Origin of the sequence: Pantoea sp. WEP (assembly GCF_041678305.1) — a bacterium.
In the GTDB taxonomy this organism is placed as follows: Bacteria; Pseudomonadota; Gammaproteobacteria; order Enterobacterales; family Enterobacteriaceae; genus Pantoea; species Pantoea dispersa.
Map to the genome: position 1 here is coordinate 217,993 of NZ_JBGNXB010000002.1, position 19,668 is coordinate 237,660.

At 59.8% G+C, this 19,668-nt stretch carries 17 protein-coding genes; 10 read left to right on the top strand and 7 right to left on the bottom strand.

Features of this window, described 5'->3' with window-relative positions; genetic code table 11:
• Positions 1-13: 13 nt before the first annotated feature.
• The 3 genes from ABVR31_RS20110 to ABVR31_RS20120 all read right to left on the bottom strand — a co-directional run bounded on the left by ABVR31_RS20110 (position 14) and on the right by ABVR31_RS20120 (position 3,551).
• Complete coding sequence (locus ABVR31_RS20110; RefSeq protein ID WP_104187426.1) at positions 14-1,327, bottom strand: LLM class flavin-dependent oxidoreductase; 1,314 nt, start codon at positions 1,325-1,327, stop codon at positions 14-16.
• Between the two features lie 79 nt (positions 1,328-1,406).
• Positions 1,407-2,543, bottom strand: a complete 1,137-nt coding sequence (locus tag ABVR31_RS20115) for an amidohydrolase (protein ID WP_058759104.1) — start codon at positions 2,541-2,543, stop codon at positions 1,407-1,409.
• 12 nt (positions 2,544-2,555) lie between these two features.
• The gene (locus ABVR31_RS20120; protein WP_372774269.1) at positions 2,556-3,551 is read right to left on the bottom strand and encodes an MsnO8 family LLM class oxidoreductase; all 996 of its coding nucleotides are present in this window, start codon (positions 3,549-3,551) and stop codon (positions 2,556-2,558) included.
• Positions 3,552-3,968: 417 nt separating this feature from the next.
• Here ABVR31_RS20120 and ABVR31_RS20125 point away from each other — a divergent pair, with 417 nt between their 5' ends.
• From ABVR31_RS20125 to ABVR31_RS20160, 8 genes are read left to right on the top strand one after another with little or no spacing between them, the layout of a single operon-like run.
• A complete protein-coding gene (locus ABVR31_RS20125; RefSeq protein WP_372774271.1) occupies positions 3,969-5,591 on the top strand; it encodes a TIGR04028 family ABC transporter substrate-binding protein in 1,623 nt (540 codons plus the stop codon).
• A 10-nt stretch (positions 5,592-5,601) separates the two neighbouring features.
• On the top strand, positions 5,602-6,546 hold the full coding sequence (locus ABVR31_RS20130; protein WP_372774733.1) for an ABC transporter permease: 945 nt from the start codon (positions 5,602-5,604) through the stop codon (positions 6,544-6,546).
• Positions 6,543-7,400 (top strand): ABC transporter permease, encoded by an 858-nt coding sequence (locus tag ABVR31_RS20135; protein ID WP_372774273.1) that lies wholly within the window; start codon positions 6,543-6,545, stop codon positions 7,398-7,400. Before ABVR31_RS20130 ends, ABVR31_RS20135 begins: the two co-directional genes overlap by 4 nt.
• Positions 7,397-9,007 (top strand): dipeptide ABC transporter ATP-binding protein, encoded by a 1,611-nt coding sequence (locus tag ABVR31_RS20140; RefSeq protein ID WP_372774275.1) that lies wholly within the window; start codon positions 7,397-7,399, stop codon positions 9,005-9,007. The genes ABVR31_RS20135 and ABVR31_RS20140 overlap by 4 nt, the downstream gene beginning before the upstream one ends.
• Positions 9,004-10,008: a putative FMN-dependent luciferase-like monooxygenase gene (locus tag ABVR31_RS20145; RefSeq protein ID WP_264251796.1), complete on the top strand. Its 1,005-nt coding sequence runs from the start codon at positions 9,004-9,006 to the stop codon at positions 10,006-10,008. The genes ABVR31_RS20140 and ABVR31_RS20145 overlap by 4 nt, the downstream gene beginning before the upstream one ends.
• Positions 10,009-10,020: 12 nt before the next feature.
• Positions 10,021-11,124: an alkylhydroperoxidase domain protein gene (locus ABVR31_RS20150; RefSeq protein WP_372774277.1), complete on the top strand. Its 1,104-nt coding sequence runs from the start codon at positions 10,021-10,023 to the stop codon at positions 11,122-11,124.
• A 2-nt stretch (positions 11,125-11,126) separates the two neighbouring features.
• Positions 11,127-11,504 carry a peptidase dimerization domain-containing protein gene (locus tag ABVR31_RS20155; protein ID WP_031280000.1) on the top strand — a complete coding sequence of 126 codons (378 nt, stop codon included), beginning with the start codon at positions 11,127-11,129 and terminating at the stop codon, positions 11,502-11,504.
• A gap of 23 nt (positions 11,505-11,527) precedes the next feature.
• Entirely contained in the window at positions 11,528-12,376 is an 849-nt protein-coding gene (locus ABVR31_RS20160; RefSeq protein WP_288421583.1) for a VOC family protein, read from the top strand.
• Between the two features lies 1 nt (position 12,377).
• Here the strand turns inward: ABVR31_RS20160 and fetB are convergent, their stop codons facing one another.
• The gene (fetB, locus tag ABVR31_RS20165) at positions 12,378-13,139 is read right to left on the bottom strand and encodes an iron export ABC transporter permease subunit FetB (RefSeq protein ID WP_058775936.1); all 762 of its coding nucleotides are present in this window, start codon (positions 13,137-13,139) and stop codon (positions 12,378-12,380) included.
• On the bottom strand, positions 13,126-13,794 hold the full coding sequence (fetA, locus tag ABVR31_RS20170) for an iron ABC transporter ATP-binding protein FetA (RefSeq protein WP_372774279.1): 669 nt from the start codon (positions 13,792-13,794) through the stop codon (positions 13,126-13,128). The genes fetB and fetA overlap by 14 nt, the downstream gene beginning before the upstream one ends.
• 124 nt (positions 13,795-13,918) lie before the next feature.
• Here fetA and ABVR31_RS20175 point away from each other — a divergent pair, with 124 nt between their 5' ends.
• Positions 13,919-14,854: a nickel/cobalt transporter gene (locus ABVR31_RS20175; RefSeq protein WP_372774281.1), complete on the top strand. Its 936-nt coding sequence runs from the start codon at positions 13,919-13,921 to the stop codon at positions 14,852-14,854.
• A 134-nt stretch (positions 14,855-14,988) separates the two neighbouring features.
• Here the strand turns inward: ABVR31_RS20175 and fhuE are convergent, their stop codons facing one another.
• Positions 14,989-17,187, bottom strand: coding sequence for a ferric-rhodotorulic acid/ferric-coprogen receptor FhuE (gene fhuE / locus ABVR31_RS20180; RefSeq protein ID WP_372774283.1), 2,199 nt, complete (start codon positions 17,185-17,187; stop codon positions 14,989-14,991).
• 712 nt (positions 17,188-17,899) lie between these two features.
• On the opposite strand from fhuE, the gene ABVR31_RS20185 reads away from it, so the two are divergent.
• Positions 17,900-18,301, top strand: coding sequence for an H-NS family nucleoid-associated regulatory protein (locus ABVR31_RS20185; protein WP_021509031.1), 402 nt, complete (start codon positions 17,900-17,902; stop codon positions 18,299-18,301).
• A gap of 156 nt (positions 18,302-18,457) precedes the next feature.
• Here the strand turns inward: ABVR31_RS20185 and ABVR31_RS20190 are convergent, their stop codons facing one another.
• Positions 18,458-19,657 carry an aminotransferase class I/II-fold pyridoxal phosphate-dependent enzyme gene (locus tag ABVR31_RS20190; RefSeq protein WP_150058946.1) on the bottom strand — a complete coding sequence of 400 codons (1,200 nt, stop codon included), beginning with the start codon at positions 19,655-19,657 and terminating at the stop codon, positions 18,458-18,460.
• Positions 19,658-19,668 lie beyond the last annotated feature (11 nt).

Consider the following 19,668-nt stretch of genomic DNA (forward strand, 5'->3'; position numbering starts at 1 on the left):
TGTTTTCTCATCGTTATTGTGGTGTGAACTGGTTGAGCGGTTGTTTCAGACCAAAGCTGGCGCGCAGCGTGCTGCCCGGGTATTCGCGACGCGTCAGGCCGCGCGCCTGGAGAACCGGAATCACCTGATCAACAAAACGCTCGAAGGTGTCCGGCGTGCCGCCCTGAATAATGAAACCGTCAGTGGCTTCGGTTTCGAACCACAGCTGCAGACCATCCGCTACCTGCTGTGGCGTGCCGTGAAACAGCGGACGCGGCGTCGTGGCTTCCAGCGCCGCCTGGCGCAGCGTATGGCCGTGTTCACGCGCTTTGCGTTTGATTTCGTCGGTGGTGCTACGGAAACTGTTCTGGCCAATATCGCCAATGTCCGGGAAAGGCTGGTCGAGCGGATACTGCGAGAAGTCGTGATGGTCAAAGAAGCGACCAAGGTAGTTGAGTGCATCCTCAATCGAGACCAGCGCCGCGGTGGTCTGGTACTGGCGCTCGACGTCTGCGTCATCCTCCCCCACGATCACACTGACGCCCTGGAAAATGTGCAGATCGCCCGGTTCACGCCCGTTCGCCACCAGCTGCTGCTTCACATCCCGGTAGAACGCCTGCGCCTCTTCGCGCGTTGGCTGATGGGTGAAGATGGCATCGGCATGACGCGCCGCCAGCTTGCGGCCATCTTCCGAGGCGCCCGCCTGAAAGATAATCGGCCGGCCCTGCGGCGTGCGCTCAATGTTCAGCGGCCCCTGTACCTGGAAAAAATCACCGTGATGATTCAGCGTGTGCAGTTTGTCAGGCGCATAGAACTGACCGCTGGCTTTATTGCGCACAAACGCGCCCTCTTCCCAGGAATCCCACAACCCTTTCACCACCTGCAGGTACTCGTCGGCGATGCGGTAGCGCAGCGCATGCTCGGGATGCTGCTGACGCGAAAAGTTTTTTGCCGAGCCCTCCAGCGGCGATGTCACCACATTCCAGCCCGCGCGCCCGCCGCTGAGATGGTCGAGACTGGCGAACTGGCGGGCGACGGTGAACGGCTCACTGTAGGAAGTGGACACCGTACCGACCAGACCGAGATGCTCGGTGACGCCGGCCAGCGCCGACAGCAGCGTCAGCGGTTCGAAACGGTTAAGAAAGTGCGGGATCGATTTCTCATTGATGAACAGGCCATCGGCGACAAACAGGAAATCCAGTTTGCCAGCCTCGGCTTTACGGGCGATACGGCGGGCGTAATCAAAACTGATGCTGGCATCCGCCTGCGCCGCCGGATGACGCCAGGCGGACATGTTGCCGGATGCGCCGTGCAGAATGGTGCCGAGGCGCAGTTGTCTTGCAGTCATAATCGTCTCTCTTTGCTCATGGCGCAGCCTGCCGGCGATAGCCTTATCGCCGTACAGCGCTGCCAGAAATGGAAGGAAATCAGTTAAGGATGGCGTCGCGACATCGCGCGTTTAGCTGCTGCAATGCCTGTTGCGCCAGCTGACTAAAGTAGTGTGCCGCCGGAGCGATCAGCGCTTCATCGGGGTTGAAGCCACCGTGATGCAGGCCAAATTCACTGGCGCTGCCAATGCTGACAAACGCGCCCGGGAGCTGCTGCAGGTAATAAGCGAAATCTTCGCCGCCAAGGTGTAGCTCAGCCTGTTGCACCTGATAACCCACCTGCTGCGCCACCTGACTGGCAAACTGTGCCCAGTGGGCGTCGTTCTCCAGCACCGGCGGCCCCGGATGCCAGCTAAAGGTGGCCGTGGCACCGCTGGCGGCGGCGATATTGACCACCACCTCGCGTGCACGCTGCTCCAGCTGCGCGCGCACCTGTTTATCGTGCGTGCGCACCGTGCCGCCAAATTCCGCTTCAGCCGTCTGCTGACCGTCGTGCCTGTGTGCATCAATCCGCGTGACGCTCAGCACCAGACTGTCCAGCGTATTAAAGCTGCGGCTGGTGAGGGATTGCAGCGCCTGAATAATCTGGCTGGCGACCAGGATGCTGTTCACGTCCGCGCGGGTGCTGTGCACACGCACCACAAATTTATCGGCGTTGGCATAAAACGCACCGCTGCGCGTGGCAAAGGTGCCCGTGGGTAAACCCGGTTCGTTGTGCATGCCAAAAATCGCCTGTACCTGATCCAGCACCCCCGCATCGATGAACTGCCGCGCGCCCTGGGCAATCTCTTCCGCCGGCTGGAACAGGATTCGTACCCGCCCCGCTAGCTGAGCTTCCCGTGTTTTCAGCTGCAGCGTGGCACCCAGTATCACCGCACTGTGCACATCATGACCGCAGGCGTGCATGACGCCGGCTTGCCGTGAACGAAAAGGCAGCCCGGTGGCTTCATGGATCGGTAATGCATCAATATCGGCACGCAGGGCGATCAGAGGCGCGCCCTGACCCACTTCCGCCACCACGCCGGTGTGCAGCGGATAATCCAGCAGGCGCACGTCAGCCTGCTGCAGCCAGCGGCGCAGCCGCGCGCTGGTTTCCACTTCATGACCGGAGAGTTCCGGCCAGCTGTGCAGCTCGCGCCGCCAGTCAATCAGCTGCTGTTCGCTTACTATCGTCACAGGACCTCCCGGTCAGGCGCTAACCAGACGATGCGCCGCCAGCAGTTCGAGGGATTTCACCCGCGCCTGCTCCTCCGCCACCGGCGTATCAATAACAAACTCTTCAATGCCGTAGCGCTGGTGCAGCGCATCAAGCTGCGCGTGCACCTGTGCCGCGGTCCCTTTCAGCAGCGACGGCGTGCGTGGCTCAATCACGTAGTCACTGAAACCTCCCTGACGCACATAGCGCTCAGCCTGTTCAATGCTGCCGACGTTAACACTCTGTCCGCCCGTCACGCTGACGTGATAAATACGCAGTGTGTCGACCAGCAGGTCAGCTTCTGCCGGCGAATCCGCCACCACCACCTGTACCGCCACCAGCGCACGCTGACCCTGACTGTGCTGGCGATAGCTGTTCAGCACCTGAGCCATCAGTTGCGGATCGCCGTTGTGGTGTGCGGCGAACACCAGCTGCCAGCCGAGCTCTGCCGCCAGTCGGGCGCTCGCTTCGCTGGCTCCGAGCAGAAAGCGATTGGCCGGACGCGGCGGCTGCGGCGTGGCGCGCAGGATCTCCTCATCCCCCACCGGCGGCACACTGAGCCAGCTATCCAGCAGCGCCAGCTGTTCGGCAAAGCTGCCTTTCTCCTGCTGGTGCACCCCCAATTGCAGCGCGCGGGTGGAAAGCGGCAGTCCGCCGGGCGCTTTCCCCACGCCCAGGTCGATACGTCCAGGTGCCAGCGCAGCCAGCAGGTTAAAGTTTTCCGCCACTTTATAAGGGCTGTAGTGTTGCAACATCACGCCGCCGGAACCCACGCGGATATGTCGGGTCTGGCCAATGATCCAGGCAATCAACAATTCCGGCGAAGGACTCGCCAGCTGGTCGCTGTTGTGGTGTTCCGCCAGCCAGAAGCGGTGATAACCCCAGGCTTCCGCGCGCTGAGCCAGCTGCAGTGTGCGATGCAGGGCCTGCGTGGCGCTCTCACCTGCTGCAATCGGTGATTTGTCGAGCAAACTCAGTCGGTATGACATGCGCCTGTTCCTTATTTCGATGAATAGGGTTGCGATGAATATGGCGCTTAGTGTGGCGGGGAGATTTATATTTCGTAAAACAACTAAATCGGCAAAGCGATTCAGGAAATGAGAAATAGTCATAATACTTGCTGGTGAAAGCCTGATTTTTCGTAAAGCGGTTTTCGCTTTCTGTCGGATTAACATTACGCGAGCCGGTAATGATCCGCAGCAGCAATAACCTCAGTGCAGGTTTTCAGGTTGAGAAAAAACAATTTTATCGAGCCAGGAAAACAACCCGGTAATTGCGGCATACAATTAATTGTCCGCTTTTGTTATTTTCGCAAAAGCTTAGTGCAATTCATTGGTTCAACTCACGGGTTGCACATTTGATGATGATTTCAGCCCACCGGGCACTTGATAACAAAGGAAATCATCATGAAGACGCATTTTCACTTGCGGGCGCTGAGCTTAGCCCTGCTGACAGGGATATTTAGCGCCCACGCGGCGGAGACGCCGGTCAAAGGCGGCACGCTGATTTATCTGGAACAGCAGGCACATACCAATCTTTATCCGCCGGCCGGGGGTTTTTATCCCAACGGCGGCATTCTTAATCAGATCACCGACAAACTGACGTGGCAAAATCCGAAAACGCTGCAGGTGGAACCGTGGATTGCCGAAAGCTGGAGCAGCAACGCGGATAAAACGGAATATACCTTTAAAATTCGTCCTGGCGTCACCTTTTCCGATGGCACGCCGCTGGATGCGAATGCCGTGGCGAAAAACTTTGATACTTATGGACTCGGTAATAAAGCCCAGCGCCTGCCGGTATCTGAAGTGATTAATAATTACCAACGCAGCGAAGTGATTGATCCCCAGACGGTGAAGTTTTATTTCAAACAGCCCTCACCTGGATTTTTACAGGGCACGACCACCATTGGCTCCGGCCTGGTTTCGCTCAGCACGCTGCAGCGCAGTTTCGACCAGCTCGGCGATGCGCGCCATATTATTGGCTCCGGGCCGTTTGTGGTCAGCGATGAAAAGCTCGGGCGGGAAGTGGATTTAACCGCGCGCAAAGATTACCAGTGGGGACCGAAAAACAGCACCCAGCAGGGACCGGCGAATCTGGCTGGCATCAAATTTATCGTCACACCGGAAGATAGCGTGCGCATCGGCGCGCTGCTGGCCGGCCAGGCCGATTTTATTCGCCAGGTGCAGGCGTATGACGAAAAACAGGCACAGCAGCAGGCGTTCCCGGTTTACGCAGCGCCGACGCGTGGCGTCAACGACAGCATCAGCTTCCGCCCGGATAACCCGCTGGTCAGCGATCTGCGTGTACGTCAGGCGCTGTTGCACGCGACCAACGCGCAGCAGGTGGTGCAAACGCTGTTTTCACCTAACTATCCGCAGGCCACCTCGGTGATCGCCGCTTCGGCCGCCGGGTATGTCAACCTCGCGGACAAACTGAAATACGATCCCGCCCGCGCCGGGCAACTGCTTGACGAGGCTGGCTGGCAGCCCGGCAGCGACGGCATCCGCGCTAAAGCGGGGCAAAAGCTGGCCCTGACCGTGTATGAATCGCTGCCGCAGCCGCAGAACAAAGAAGTGCTGCAGCTGGTGGCTCAGCAGTGGCGTCAGGTTGGCGTCCAGCTCACGGTGAAAGCCGGTGACGCCGGCAGCCGCACGCTGGACAACCTCGATCCGCTAAAAACCCCGCTCACGGTCTCGGAAGTGGGCCGCGCCGACCCGGACGTGGTGAAGAGCATGTTTTATCCCGCCAACCGCGATGCGCTGCTGCAAAAAGGCGGCTCCAGCGACAAAGTCCGGCATTTCCGTGACGACCAACTCAACAAGCTTTTGGTGGCGATCTCGGCCGAAGTCGATCCGACTAAACGTCTGGCGCTCACCGGAGACGCCCAGCGTTATCTGCTGGATCAGGCTTATGTGATCCCGATCTTTGAAGAGCCGCAGGTGTTTGCCGGCGCGCCGTGGCTGAAGGGCGTGAGCTTTGAAGCCGTAGGCCGACCGTCGTTCTACGGCGCATGGCTGGAAAAACATTGAGAGGATGATGATGCGACACGCACTGCTGCATAGAGCGGGACAAAGCCTGCTGGTGTTATGGGCGGCGTTTACCCTGTCGTTTCTGCTGCTGCAGGTGCTGCCGGGCGATGCGGTGCTGATCAAGTTCCAGAATCCGGATCTGGGTCTCAGCCCGCAGCAAATTGCAGAGATGCGGCAGGCCTACGGTGCCGATAGCCCGATCTGGCAGCAGTATCTGCATACGCTGCTGGCGATGCTGCGCGGTGACTTTGGCTACTCGGTGCAGGCAGGTGTGCCGGTCAGCGATCTGCTGCGCAGCAATCTGCCCGCCACGCTGCAGCTGGCGCTGGCGGGATTTGCCGTTGCCTGCGTGGTGGCCTTCGCACTGGCGGCGCTGGCGCGACTGCCTGCGCTGCGCCTGCTGCGTACGCTATTGCAGTCGCTGCCGGCACTGTTTATTTCGTTGCCGACGTTCTGGCTTGGCATCGCGCTGATTCAGCTGTTCTCCTTTCAACTGCGCTGGATCCCGGTGATCAACCCATCGCCCCTGCAGGGGCTGATTTTGCCGGTGCTGACCGTCGCCGTGCCCATCTCCGCCCCGCTGGCCCAGATTCTGCTGCGCAGCATCGATCAGGTTGCTACTCAGCCGTTTGTCGCCGTGGCCCGCGCCAAAGGTGCCAGCGCACCACACGTGCTGTGGCGCCATATCATGCGTAACGCGCTGCTGCCGGTGCTCAATGTGGCCGGTTTGCTGCTGGGGGAACTGATCGCGGGCGCGCTGATTACCGAAACCGTGTTCGGCTTAAGCGGCATTGGCCAGCTGACCCAGCAGGCGGTCAACAATCAGGATGTGGCGGTGTTACAGGCGGTGGTGATGATCTCCGCACTGGTGTTTGTGCTGATCAACCTGCTGGTCGATCTGCTGATGCCGCTGTTCGACCCACGTCTGCAAACCGTAGCCGGAGGAAATTCATGAGTCTGGTCGATTACTCTACCGCGCGTCAGGGACAGCCGGCCTTGCGGCGCGATCGTGCCCGCCGCCTGCAGCCCGGCTTGTGGCTGGCATGGACGGTGCTGGCGCTGGCGTTTGTGGCGGCCGTGGCACCGCAACTGTTTACCCACTATAGCCCGACCGAAGGCATTGCCGGCGCGCAGCGCTTAGCGCCGCACAGTGCGCACTGGCTCGGCACCGATCAACTTGGACGCGACCTGCTGGCGCGCATCGTCTATGGTGCCTCGCAGTCGCTCTCTGCGGCGGTCGCAGCGGTGGCGATGGGGCTCACTGGCGGAACCGCGCTGGGCGTCCTGGCCGGGGCCGTGGGCGGCCGCACTGAACAGGCGCTGATGCGACTGGTGGATGTGCTGCTTTCAATCCCGGCGCTGCTGCTGTCATTAAGCCTGCTGATCCTGCTGGGTTTTGGCACCGTGCACGCTGCGCTGGCGGTGGGCATCGCCTCGATTGCCAGTTTTGCCCGGCTGGCGCGCGGCGAAGTGGTGCGGGTACGCCGCAGTGAATATGTGGAAGCGGCTTTCGGCAGTGGCGGCCGTTTCTGGCAGGTACTGTGGCGCCACATTGTCCCGAGCTCGCTGACCGCGGTGATTGCCTTCGCCGCACTGCAGTTTGGTCAGGCCATTCTGGCGCTCTCAACCCTCAGCTTTCTCGGCTATGGCACGCCGCCACCGACCCCCGAATGGGGTTTGCTGATCGCCGAAGGCCGCAACTATCTGGCTACCGCGTGGTGGCTGACTACCTTTCCCGGCGTGGTGGTAGTCGCCGTGGTGCTGGCGGCGAATCGCGTCAGCCGTCAGCTGGCAGGAGGTGACGCATGACAGCGCTATTAAGCGTGGAAAACCTCAGCCTCAGCTATCGCCAGCGCGGTGTGTGGCGCGAAGTGGTGCATAACGTGAGCTTTACCCTGCAGCCGGGCGAAATGGTGGCGCTGGTCGGTGAATCCGGCTCAGGCAAAACCACCACGGCCCAGGCGATTATCGGTCTGCTGGCGGACAATGCCCGGCGCGATAGCGGTAAAATCCTGCTGAACGGCACCGATATCGCTGGCTGGTCATCCCGGCGCATGGACAGCGTGCGCGGCGTGCATATCAGCCTGGTGCCGCAGGATCCCGGTAATTCGCTTAATCCGGTGAAGACCATTGGCGATCAGGTTGGCGAGATCCTGCAGCTGCATCAGAAGATTAGCCGGACCGCGCGCCAGCAGCGCGTGCTGGAGCTGCTGCAAAAAGTTGGGCTGAGCCATCCGGAGCAGCGCCTGCATCAATATCCGCATCAGCTCTCTGGCGGGATGAAGCAGCGCGTGCTGATTGCCATCGCCCTCGCCCTGCAACCACAGTTGATCATCGCCGATGAGCCGACCAGCGCGCTGGATGTCACGGTGCAAAAGCGCATTCTCGATCTGCTCGACCAGCTACGCCGTGAGTTCGCCACCGCCGTGCTGTTTGTCACCCACGACCTGGCGCTGGCTGCGGAACGCGCTGACCGTCTGCTGGTGTTTCGTCACGGTGAGATCCAGGAACAGGGAAGCGCAGCGACGCTGGTCAGCGCGCCACAGCATCCTTATACCCGCCAGCTATTACAGGACGCGGTGCCCGACGCTACTGCTCTGCCTTATCCGTCCGCAGCCCGTTTTTCCACACCGGCGATTCAGCTCAACGCCATCGATAAACAGTTTGCGCTTGGCAGGCAGCAGACGCTGACGGTGGCGAAAGCGGTCAGCCTGACGGTGCCACGCGGTACGACGCACGCGCTGGTAGGTGAATCCGGCTCCGGCAAAACCACGCTGGCGCGTATTCTGCTTGGCTTTGAACGCGCCGATCGCGGCAAAGTGGTGATCGACGGCATTGATGCCAGCAGCCTGCGCGGCGAAGCGCTGCGTCAGCTGCGGCGCAAAATCCAGTTTGTTTACCAGAATCCGTTCGCCTCGCTCGATCCGCGCCAGACGCTGTTTAACATCATTGAAGAACCGCTGCGCAACTTCGGCTCGCTCAGCGCCGCCGCACGCCAGCAGCGGGTGCACGAGGTGGCGCAGCGCGTGGCACTGCCGCTGGATCTGCTGACGCGCAAGCCGCGCGAGCTGTCCGGCGGCCAGCGTCAGCGCGTCGCCATCGCACGGGCGTTGATCCCGCAACCGGCGATTCTGGTGCTGGATGAGGCAACGTCAGCGCTGGACGTCACGGTGCAGGCGCAGATTCTGCAATTGCTGCAACAGTTACAGCGCGAGCTGGGCCTCACCTATCTGTTTATCACCCACGATTTGGCCACCGTACGACGACTGGCACACAGCGTTACCGTGCTGCGCGCCGGCGAAGTGGTTGAACAAGGTGACACCGTCACACTGTTTAATGCGCCGCAGCATCCCTACACCCGCGCGTTAATTGACGCCATTCCGGTTTTCCGTCCGCTGATTAAGGAGTCTGCATGACGCGCAAACGCATCGGTTTTTTTACCCGCCTGCTCGACGACACCACGGCGCAACAGCGCTACCGGCTGGCGACGGAACAAATTCAGCACGCTGAACGCTGCGGATTTGACAGTGCCTGGATCGCGCAGCACCACTTTCATGAAAAGGAAGGCGGGCTGCCCTCACCGCTGGTGTTTCTTGCTCACGTGGCCGCGCACACCCGTCATATCCGCCTCGGCACCGGCATCATCACCCTGCCGCTGGAAAATGCCCTGCGCGTGGCCGAGGACGCGGCGGTGCTGGATCTGCTGAGCGACGGACGCCTGGAGATTGGGCTCGGCTCCGGCGGCACGCCAACCTCATTTTTGCCGTTTGGCCTGACCAGCGAACAGCGCGCCGGCGTGTTTGCCGACCAGTTACATACGCTGCTCAGCGCATGGCGCGGCGACACGCTGGCCCATCCGGACAATCATCTCTATCCGCCGGCTCCCACGCTGGCGCAGCGTGTGTGGATCGCCACCTTTTCCGTTGCAGGCGCGACGCGTGCCGGCCAGGCCGGTCATGGGCTGATGTTATCGCGCACCCAGCCGCGGCCGGTGGGTCAGCCGGACCTGTCGCTGCAGCAGCTGCAAAACCCGATGATCGATGCTTATCTCGCAGCGCTGCCGTCGGGCGTTGCGCCCCGCATCCTCGCTTCACGCACCGCGTTTGTTGCCGACTCGAACGACTACGCGCGCCGCCTTGCCGCACCCGGTCTGCAGCGTCAGGCGGAGCAGTTTCGCAAGGCGGGCCACGACATCACCGGCAGCACGCTGGAGAGCCACGCGCGCCAGCTCGATGCGCATATCGGCGATGCCGACGCGGTGCTGGCTTCGCTGCTGGCCGACAGCACGCTGACGCGCGCCACCGACATCACCTTCCAGGTGCACTCTATCGATCCGCCGCACGCCGATACGCTGCGTTCGGTGGCGTTAATTGCTGAACATATTGCCCCCACGCTGCGTGCGCTGGGTACCGCTTAACAGGAGAAAACCATGTCTCAGGCTACAGATTTACTGGCGGCACTGGCCGATATCGACCCGGCGGCGCAACTGGCAGAGGCGCGCAACGTGCGTCAGGCCGCGACCCGACACGCCCAGGGCAGCTATGAGGTGCTGTTTGGCCAGGATGATGACGATTTCCCGCTGGCGCAGCGCTACGCGCTCGCCGGGCAGGTCGCGGGCTGGCACGGCGTCACATCATTGCAGGCACACTATCAGCATCAATCCAGCGAAACTCCGGCAGATGCGCGCTTTGCCGCCGGTCGCGCCTTTGCTGAACTGCTGAGCCTGCATCCGGTCGACGCCACACCGCAACAACTGACCACGCTGCGCCATGCCGGCTGGACGCCGCGCGGCATCGTCACGCTGGCGCAGCTGGTGGGATTTGTCAGCTTTCAGAGTCGCCTGCTGACCGGCCTGCGCCTGCTGAGCGGTGAAACATCGCGCGCGCAGCCGCATGCGGTGGCCGGCAAATGGCATAGCGCCCCGCTCACGGCCAGCGGTCAGACTGCGCTCACCGCATTTACCCAGCAGGAGCTGGGCTGGGAGCCGTGGCTGGCAGCCAAACCGCTCAGCGAGTTTACGGTGGAAGAACAGGCGACGCTGGCAAAAAACGGTCATAGCGAGTCCGACTATTTCCGTCTGCTGGCGCGCAATCTGCCGCTGCTGGAACAACGCACGCTGACGGATAAAGGCATCTTTTATACGCCGGGCGGTTTACCTCGCGCCGAGCGCGAACTGGCGGCCACGGTGGTGAGTAAAGTCAACGGCTGCATTTACTGCGCATCCGTGCATGCCCGCAAAGCCAGTCAGCTGTCAAAAGATGAGACTGCGGTGCAGAAACTCCTGAATGTCGCGCCGGGTGCCGAGCTGGCACACGGCCAGTCTGCGCGCTGGGCGGCGATTATCGATTTTGTCGCCACCTTATCGCTAACCCCGGTCGCCAGCAGCCAGACCCAGCTGCAGACGCTGCGCGAGCACGGGCTGGATACGCTGCAGCTGCTGGACCTGATCCAGTCCGCCGCGTTTTTTGCCTGGGCCAACCGCCTGATGCTAACGCTGGGCGAACCTTTCTTACCACAACAGCCGCAGGGATGACCATGACACACACGTTATCTGCCACACCGGCAGCGTTTACTGACCATTTTCATATCACCATTCACGGCAAAGGCGCTCACGCTGCACGTCCGCATGAGGGCATCGACAGTATCGTTACCGGCAGCCACATCGTCAGCGCGCTGGCGGCCGCCGGCCTGGATGTCACCCGCTTTCAGGGCGGCAACAGCTGGAACGTGCTGCCGCCAGAGGTCGTCGTGGAAGGCGTACTGCACAGCGAGGATGCCAGTGCGCGCCAGCGGTCATCGGCGCAGGCCGCGACGCTGGTCAGCCATATTGCCCGGGCGTTCGGCGCCGAAGCGCAGCTCGCCTGGCAACCGCAACGCGAAGCCGAACGCAGCGCGACACCGCGGTCATCGTAATGATGCGAACCAGGAGGCAGATAATGGCGATACCGGTACCCGTTCCACAGCTCGATCATGCAGTGATCAATGTTGCCGATCGGCTGGATGACGCCAGCGCGCTGTATCGCCGGCTCGGTTTCCAGCTCACGCCACGCGGCCATCATTCGCTGGGCTCCAGTAATCATCTGGCGGTGTTTGGTGATAATTATCTGGAACTGCTGGGCTATGAAGCCGGGCGTGCGCACCGGCGTCAGGATATCTGGCAGGCACCGGCGGGCCTGAGCGGTCTGGTATGGAAAACCGGCGATGCCGATGCAGTGTGGCGCTATCTGGAAAGTCAGGATATTGATGGCGATCCCGCCGCCAGTTTTTACCGACCGGTGCAGTTGCCGGATGGCAGCGCACAGCAGGCGCGTTTTCGCACCGTTCGCCTGCGCCCCGCTCTGGTGCCAAATGGACGCAGTTTTTTCTGCCAGCATGAGACACCGCAGGCGGTCTGGCAGCCAGTGTGGCAGCAGCATCCCAACGCGGTGACCGATATTATTGAGTTTGTGGTGGTGGCACAGGATCCGGCAGCCGCCGCGCTGCCCTACAGTCGTTTATTTGGTGCCGATAAGCTCACCGCCTGCCAGCAGGGCGCGTTTGTGCTGAAAGCGGGCGTGGCCACCGTGCGCTTTGCCGCTGCGCACTATGTGACGCAGCGCTTTACCGGCCTGCCGCCCGATTATGACGGCAGTGCGCGTATGGCCGCGCTGACGCTACGCAGCAGCGACTTACGCAGGGTGAAAGCCAGCCTGCTGCTGGGCGATGTGCCTTTCCGCGAAGAGCCAGACGCCATCGTGGTCAGCGCGGAACAGGCCAGCGGCGTGGCGCTGCGGTTTCAGGCGTAATCTACGGTTTGAGCTGCGCCCGCGCGGTGTAAAAGCGACGGTAGGACAGATACGCCGCGATGATGGTCGACAGGCTGGCGGTGGCAATCAGCATAAACGTCACCATGATCTGGTACTTGATGGCCTTTACCGGATCGATCCCGGCGAAAATCAACCCGGACATCATGCCTGGCAGACTCACCAGCCCCACCGTTTTCGCGCCGTCAACGGTGGGGATCATCGCGGCACGAATACTGTCACGCATCAGCCCGGCGGATGCGCGTTTGATTGGTGCCCCCAGGCTGAGCATCTCCATGATTTTTTGCTGGTTGTCGCTAAAGCGCTGATTGAGATTGGTGAAACACAGCCCGACCGCCACCATGGCGTTACCGGCAATCATGCCGGAAATGGGGATCACCTGCATGGGAACAAAGGCAATGGCGCCGCTCAGCAACAGCACCGTTAGTGTCAGTGCCGTACCGCTGGTAATCGCCACCAGCGCGATGATAAAACCATGATCGATCTGCCGGCTGCGTTTGCGCGCATTCAGCGCTGCATTGACGCAGATAAACAGCACCATCAGTAGCGTCAGCCAGTCATTATTGACATCGAAAATTGACTTCAGCACGTAACCGACGATCACCAGCTGGATAATGGCGCGCGTGACACTCCACAAAATGTCTTTGCTCATCCCCAGCTTCTCTTTCTGGCTAATCAGCAGCGCCACCAGCACCAGCATGAGTGAAAGCAGCAGCGAGCTGTCGCTGATATTATGCTGATTCATGCTGTTCTCCCGCTGCGGGTGGGGTCAGCCGCAGAATACGCTCAGCGGCATCAATCTCCTGTACGTCATGGCTGATGCGGATCACCGCCAGCCCTTTTTCCGCCACCAGCGTGGCAATCAGCTGGTTAACCCGTTGTTTATTGGGCTCGTCCAGTGCGCTGGTCACTTCGTCCAGCAACAATATCTGTGGCAGAAACTGCAGATTGCGCAGCAAAGCCACCCGCTGCTTTTCACCGCCAGAGAGTCCGGCAACGTTTTTGTCCAGCATGTCGCCGGATAAATGCAGACTGCGCAACGCCGCCACCAGCTGCTCGCGCGACGGTTGTTGCTGACGCAGTTGCCACGGCAGCGCCAGGTTATCGTAGACCGTGTCACCAAACAGTTGCGGTGTCTGGAAACAGTAGGAGACCTGCTGGCGATAATGTTCGACTTTCAGCGTGTGAATATCCCGCTGCTGAAACAGGATCTCGCCGCTATCGGGCTCCAGCAGTGAGGCAATAATTTTCAGCAACGTGCTTTTGCCGCTACCGGACGGGCCGGTGAGCAACAGCGTTTCACCTGCGTACAGCTGCAGTGATACCGGCGCCAGCAAGGTGCGCCCCTGCACGGCCAGCGTGACGTCTTGTACCGCCAGCAAAGGAGAATCAGCAGACATAAAAGGCATCCGTGAGAAATTGTCGGCAGATTATAGTCAGCTGCACAAGGCAGGGGAATGCGTCACGATGCGGAGAGCGGCTGCCGTTTAACCGCCGTGGCTTTACAACGCGGCAGAAATCCGCATGCTGGTGACATTCAGGACCACTTTCTTCATTACTATGACCGCCACCAAAACCGGATTTCTCTACGCGAGCGTGCTGCTGCTGAGCGCGCTGACGCTGCTGTCGTTGCACTGGAGCGCGTTTCAGACATGGGCGCTGCAAAGTCAGATTCAGCTGCACCGGCTGCTGGTTACCCATTTACTGCAAATCAATAGCGGCCAGTACAGTGCCGGACTGTGGCTGCTGGCTGTGACCTTCATTTACGGCATTCTGCACGCGGTGGGTCCCGGACACGGTAAATTTATCGTTACCACCTGGCTGACCACCCATCAGCCCCCGCGCGGCGTGGCGCTGAGCGTGCCGCTGCTGGGCAGCCTGGTGCAGGGCCTGAGCGCGATTGCCTTTGTCTTTATTCTGGCGGTTGGTTTTAACCTGACCACCGGCGATCTCAGCCTGAGCCGCTGGTATCTGGAGAAAGCCAGCGCTGTGTTCATTGCCGGGCTGGGCCTGATGCTGCTGCTGCAAGCCTGCCGCAGGCCGCCAGCGGAGCATCATCATGATCATTGCGGCCACGCGCATGGCGTCGCGGCTGGGCACGGCAGCGACTGGAAAAGCTGGGCGGGTATTATCATTGCCACCGGCGTGCGGCCGTGCAGCGGTGCGCTGACGGTGCTGCTGTTCGCCAGCGTCATCGGCATTACGCGCTGGGGCATGCTGGCGGTGATGAGTATGGCGCTCGGTACCGGCATGGCGCTGGTGGCGCTGGCACTGTTTGTGCAGCATTATCGTCAGCGCGCCGGGCAGCTGTGGCTGGCAGAGCGCTCACCGCAGGCGGCATCGCTGCTGAGAGCGGTGCGGATCGCCGGTGGGATATTGCTGGTGATGTTTGCGCTGGTGCTGTTTTTTACCGTGGTGCCGGTGAGTGCCAACGGGGATTATATTGCGGCGGGATGTTGAGGTGCATGGGTTGGTGAGGGTGCGGTTTTCCCCTCACCCTAACCCTCTCCCGCACGCGGGAGAGGGGACGTCAGGTGCGGCCTGTTCCCCGGGAGAGGGGACGTTAAGTGCTACTTTGGGCACTGACTTAATGATCAGAAACGGTATTTCGCGGACAGCATAAAATTGCGCGGTTCGCCGTAGACGATGCCGGTGCTGTCAACGTTTTCGTCGTACTCTTTGTCGAACAGGTTATTCAGGTTGGCCTGCAGGCTGAGGTTTTTGGTCACGTCGTAGCGCGCGAACAGATCCACCAGCGCATAGCTGCCCTGACGGGTGCGCCAGGTGCCATTGCCATCCGGGCCACTGATATCCGCGTAAGTTCTCGCCTGCCAGTTCACACCGCCACCCAGCGTCAGCTGGTCCAGCATCGGCAGGCGATAGCTGGTGAACAGATTGAACGACGTGCGCGGCAGCTGTGAATTATAGCGATCGCCGTTGGCGTCATCCGCCACATACGAAGTCCCGCCAAAGGTCATCTGCCAGTTATCGGTCAGCGCCCCATTCACCTCAAACTCGACGCCACGACTTACCACGCCCTTCTTCGCCACGTAAATGGTGTTACCGGTCTGCGCATTGGTCTGTCCGGTGCTCTGACCGACGTTATCCAGTTCGGTGCGGAAGATCGATACCGAGGCGGTCAGACGGCTGTTGAACCAGTCAGATTTCACGCCAGCTTCGTAGTTTTTGCCAATCACCGGCGAGAGATAAGCGCCTGACGCATCCTGATAATCCTGCGGCTGGAACACCGAAGTGTAGCTGGCGTAGGCAGACCAGTTATCGTAGAAGTCCCAAATCACCCCACCGTACGGCGTGATGTTGTTTTTCTCCATCTCTGCCGTCAGCGTCTGGCGGTTCCAGTTGGTGTAGCGCGCCCCGACAATCAGGTGCAGCGGATCGGCCAGATTGATGCGCGTCGCAAGATACGCTGACTTCTGCCGCACCAGTTGGGTGTCGGCCGCGGGTTCACGCGGATTCCAGTCGGTTTCCGGGAAATCGCCGTTAAACTGGTTGAAGTTGCCCAGCTCGGCTGACGAAATGTTGGCCCAGGCGCTGTAATATTTGTTGTCCTGACGGCTGTAGTTCACCCCGACCATCAGCTCATGCTGGCGGCCCAGCAGTTCATAAGGACCGCTGGCGAAGGCATCGACCGCATCCACCTTACGTTTGCCGGTGTTGTAGCCGGTTCCGCCCACCACCGGATAGCCGGCATAACCAGAGACGCCTGCGCCAGTGGTTTTATCGAAGTAACCGTCGAGATACAGCTGCTTGCTGTCGAGGAACATCTCGTTATGCGTGCCGTTAAGGGTGATGTTCCAGCCGTTATCGAAATTCTGCTGCAGATTAACAAAGACCTTTTTATTTTCTTTGTTGTTGTAAGCCCATTCAGGTGCGGTGTTATAGCCGCGACGGGAGTGGATCTGCGTGCCGTCGGTGTACCAGCGCGGCGCACCGCCCCACATCGGTGAATCGGTATTTACCTGGCTGAATTCATAACCAACAGACAGTCTGGTGGCGTCCGTCACGTCAGCGTCGACCACGCCGTAGATAAACTTCTTATCGGCGCCGTAGCGTTCAATGAAGCTGTTTTTGTCTTCATAGCCGGCCACCAGGCGACCGCGCACGTTGCCTTCCGGTGACAGCGGTGCAGAAAGATCGGCGACGTAACGCTGCTTATTCCAGCTGCCATAGCCAGCTTCAAGGCTACCGGTAAACTCTTTGCTGTCGGCATGTTTACGCACCATGTTGATGGCGGCGGAAGGATTGCCCGGTCCGGTCAGCAGGCCCGTTGCGCCGCGCACCACTTCGACGCGCTCGTACAGCGCGGTATCGGTCTGCGCATCACCGAGGTTCCAGCGCTGGGCAAACGCGGTCGGAATGCCGTCGGTCATGTAATTATCGATCAGGAAACCGCGCGAATAGTAATTGATGCGGTCCATATCGGCGGCCACACCGTGGATGCCGGTGGTGTTGCTCAGTACGTCGTTCAGCGACTGCAGCTGTTGATCCTGCATGCGCTGCTTGCTGACGATGGTGACCGACTGGGGAATATCACGTGCGGTCAGCGCCATTTTGGTGCCGGCCCGCGTCACCGGTACGCTGTAATCCGCTGCGGCCTGCGCCTGCTGCGCTTCTGCGCTGGCGCTGGCATCAACGATCAGGGTGGCCTCACTGTTTTGCGTATCGGCCGCCTGAGCGACACCCGAGGCAACCAGCACTGCCAGCAGTGACCGGCGCAGCGCGCGCTGCGGCGCAAGACCTGCGTCCCGGACGCGCATCTCTTTGCAAGACATAATATTCCTCAATCGGCTTATCGTTATTTTGTGGTGAGCATTTTGTTAAGAAAGCAAATGAGAAATATACGCATTAAGATTAACATTGCAAGAATTTGTTACTGCCTTTCTGACGCCTTTACACTGCGAAAAAATCTTATGCTTCAGGGAGTAACGGCCCTGAGGCTGCTTTACAGGAAACTATCACGCCTGAAATCATCCTTAATCTCAGTCAACCGGTGCGTGAGCTACGGCCTCCCCGCCTGAACGGCTGTGCCTGCATCCTGATCTGGCATCTGAACACCACGCATGTACCAGCTTCGTACCCGGTCACCGCCATTGATTTATAATTACGCTGCCGATAGGAAAGGCGTTTATAAAGTTTCCTTTTCTGCGCTAAGGTGGACCAGTTATGCTTTTAATCCTGCAGCAATCGCTGCGTTGTTAACATGGCGCCATTTATTAAGCTGTAAATCGCCGTGACGTATATTGCGTGAGATGCCGCGATGTTAAATGAACGGCTTAACGTAGGTGGCGAGTAATATTAAATCAGCCGCTAACATGTTTATGCGTAATCAATGAAGAGACAAAAATCTTTACGCCCAATCAAAAACTGTACAGGTCGGGGCATATTTCCGGACAAATCTGTCGGCGGGTGAATATTTCCATTTGAATAAAATTGCCGTAGAATGCACGCTTTCAAATCAGTGGTATCAGTAATAAGGGTTTATACATGAGCGATGCACTCAAGGCATTGAACAATCTTCGTACGCTGCGTGCTGAAGCACGTAATATTGAGGTTGCGGTATTAAACGAAATGCTGGAGAAGTTTGCCGTGGTGGTCGCCGAACGCCGCGAAGAGACGGCTGCAGAGAGTGCTGCACAGCGCGAAAAAGAAGAGAAGCTGGCGTTATATAAAGAGATGCTGCGCAAAGACGGCATTACAATTAATGAACTGGCGCAATTAAACCAGGGTGAAACGAAGAGCAAAGCAAAACGTGCACCGCGTCCGGCGAAGTATAAATTTACCGACGAACAGGGTAATGAGAAATTCTGGACCGGTCAGGGTCGTACTCCCTCGCCGATAAAGTCAGCGATTGACGCTGGCGGTTCGCTGGATGATTTTCTGATTTAATCCAGTCGCAGGAAATCGGGGCGGAACCGGCTAATTGCCGCATCACCGCCCCTGTATCCCGGCACCCTAAATGCTTTCATGCAATCCTTTCATGCATTCCTTTCATACAGTGTGCCGCGAGGTGATCAGGCCATTACGCCTTCCCACACCCGCCCGTCAGATTAACGCTGCACAGGCGCGCGCAATACGTTTACCCGCCTCCTGCACGCTATCGATATCCGTGGCGATCGACAAACGGAAATACGGCGACAGGCCGTAAGCACTGCCCGCCACGCCGGACACACCGCTCTCCAGCAGATAATTCAGCACATCCTGTTCGTCATGCAGTACGGCGCCGTCAGGCCGGGTTTTGCCCAGCAGGCCAGCACAGCGACAAAAGACAAAAAATGCGCCCTGAGGTTGCAGCACTTCAATGCCGGCCACCTGCTGCAACTGCTGCACAATGACATCGCGTCGCGCCTGATACGCGGCGCGCTGCGGGGGCAGAAAATCGAGCCCACCGCTAAAGGCCGCAACCGCCGCCGCCTGGCTGATGGCGCTGGCGCCAGAACTGTTCTGCGACTGCACCACCACCATGGCATCAATCAGCGGCTGCGGCCCGGCAGCAAAGCCAATGCGCCAGCCGGTCATGGCATAGGTTTTCGACACGCCTCCCACCAGCAAAACGCGTTCAGCCAGATCCGGCGCCACCTGCAGCAGACTAACATGCTGACGATCGTCAAACAGGATATGTTCGTACAGCTCATCCAGCATAATCAGCACATCGGGATGATCGCGCAGCACCGTCGCCAGGGCCTGCAACTCCTGTGCGCTGTACACCATGCCAGAGGGATTGCCGGGATTGTTCAGCACCAGCCAGCGGGTTTTCTCAGTGATCGCCTGCGCCAGCTGCGCCGGCTGCAGCTTGTACTGCTGCTCAAGCGGACAAGGCAGCAGCACCGCCTCGCCACCATTGAAGCGCACGCTGTCCGGGAAAGTTGGCCAGTATGGCGTGGGCACAATCACCTTATCGCCGTCGTTTAGCGTCGCGGCAAACGCGTTGAAGATGATTTGCTTTGCGCCGTTGGCGATACAGATTTGACCCAGCGCGTACTGCAGCTGGTTCTCGCGCGCCAGTTTGGCCTGCACCGCTTTACGCAGCGCGGTGGTGCCATTGGTCGGCGTATAACGGGTTTCACCGCCATCCATCGCGGCGCTGGCGGCGGCACGGATGTGCGCGGGCGTATCAAAATCCGGCTCACCGGTGGTGAGGTCAAGAATATCCACGCCCTGCTCTTTTAGCTGGCACGTCAGCTGACGTGCCGCCGCGTTAGCCGAGAGCGACACAGATTGTACGCGCTTCGATAGGGTGATCATGTTTCGCTCCT

Bases quoted from the DNA above. Each gene is read 5' to 3' on its own strand.
- ABVR31_RS20110 (WP_104187426.1), bottom strand. From the start codon at position 1,327: ATGACTGCAAGACAACTGCGCCTCGGCACCATTCTGCACGGCGCATCC.
- ABVR31_RS20120 (WP_372774269.1), bottom strand. From the start codon at position 3,551: ATGTCATACCGACTGAGTTTGCTCGACAAATCACCGATTGCAGCAGGT.
- ABVR31_RS20125 (WP_372774271.1), top strand. From the start codon at position 3,969: ATGAAGACGCATTTTCACTTGCGGGCGCTGAGCTTAGCCCTGCTGACA.
- ABVR31_RS20130 (WP_372774733.1), top strand. From the start codon at position 5,602: ATGCGACACGCACTGCTGCATAGAGCGGGACAAAGCCTGCTGGTGTTA.
- ABVR31_RS20135 (WP_372774273.1), top strand. From the start codon at position 6,543: ATGAGTCTGGTCGATTACTCTACCGCGCGTCAGGGACAGCCGGCCTTG.
- ABVR31_RS20140 (WP_372774275.1), top strand. From the start codon at position 7,397: ATGACAGCGCTATTAAGCGTGGAAAACCTCAGCCTCAGCTATCGCCAG.
- ABVR31_RS20145 (WP_264251796.1), top strand. From the start codon at position 9,004: ATGACGCGCAAACGCATCGGTTTTTTTACCCGCCTGCTCGACGACACC.
- ABVR31_RS20150 (WP_372774277.1), top strand. From the start codon at position 10,021: ATGTCTCAGGCTACAGATTTACTGGCGGCACTGGCCGATATCGACCCG.
- ABVR31_RS20155 (WP_031280000.1), top strand. From the start codon at position 11,127: ATGACACACACGTTATCTGCCACACCGGCAGCGTTTACTGACCATTTT.
- ABVR31_RS20160 (WP_288421583.1), top strand. From the start codon at position 11,528: ATGGCGATACCGGTACCCGTTCCACAGCTCGATCATGCAGTGATCAAT.
- fetB (WP_058775936.1), bottom strand. From the start codon at position 13,139: ATGAATCAGCATAATATCAGCGACAGCTCGCTGCTGCTTTCACTCATG.
- fetA (WP_372774279.1), bottom strand. From the start codon at position 13,794: ATGTCTGCTGATTCTCCTTTGCTGGCGGTACAAGACGTCACGCTGGCC.
- ABVR31_RS20175 (WP_372774281.1), top strand. From the start codon at position 13,919: ATGCTGGTGACATTCAGGACCACTTTCTTCATTACTATGACCGCCACC.
- fhuE (WP_372774283.1), bottom strand. From the start codon at position 17,187: ATGTCTTGCAAAGAGATGCGCGTCCGGGACGCAGGTCTTGCGCCGCAG.
- ABVR31_RS20185 (WP_021509031.1), top strand. From the start codon at position 17,900: ATGAGCGATGCACTCAAGGCATTGAACAATCTTCGTACGCTGCGTGCT.
- ABVR31_RS20190 (WP_150058946.1), bottom strand. From the start codon at position 19,657: ATGATCACCCTATCGAAGCGCGTACAATCTGTGTCGCTCTCGGCTAAC.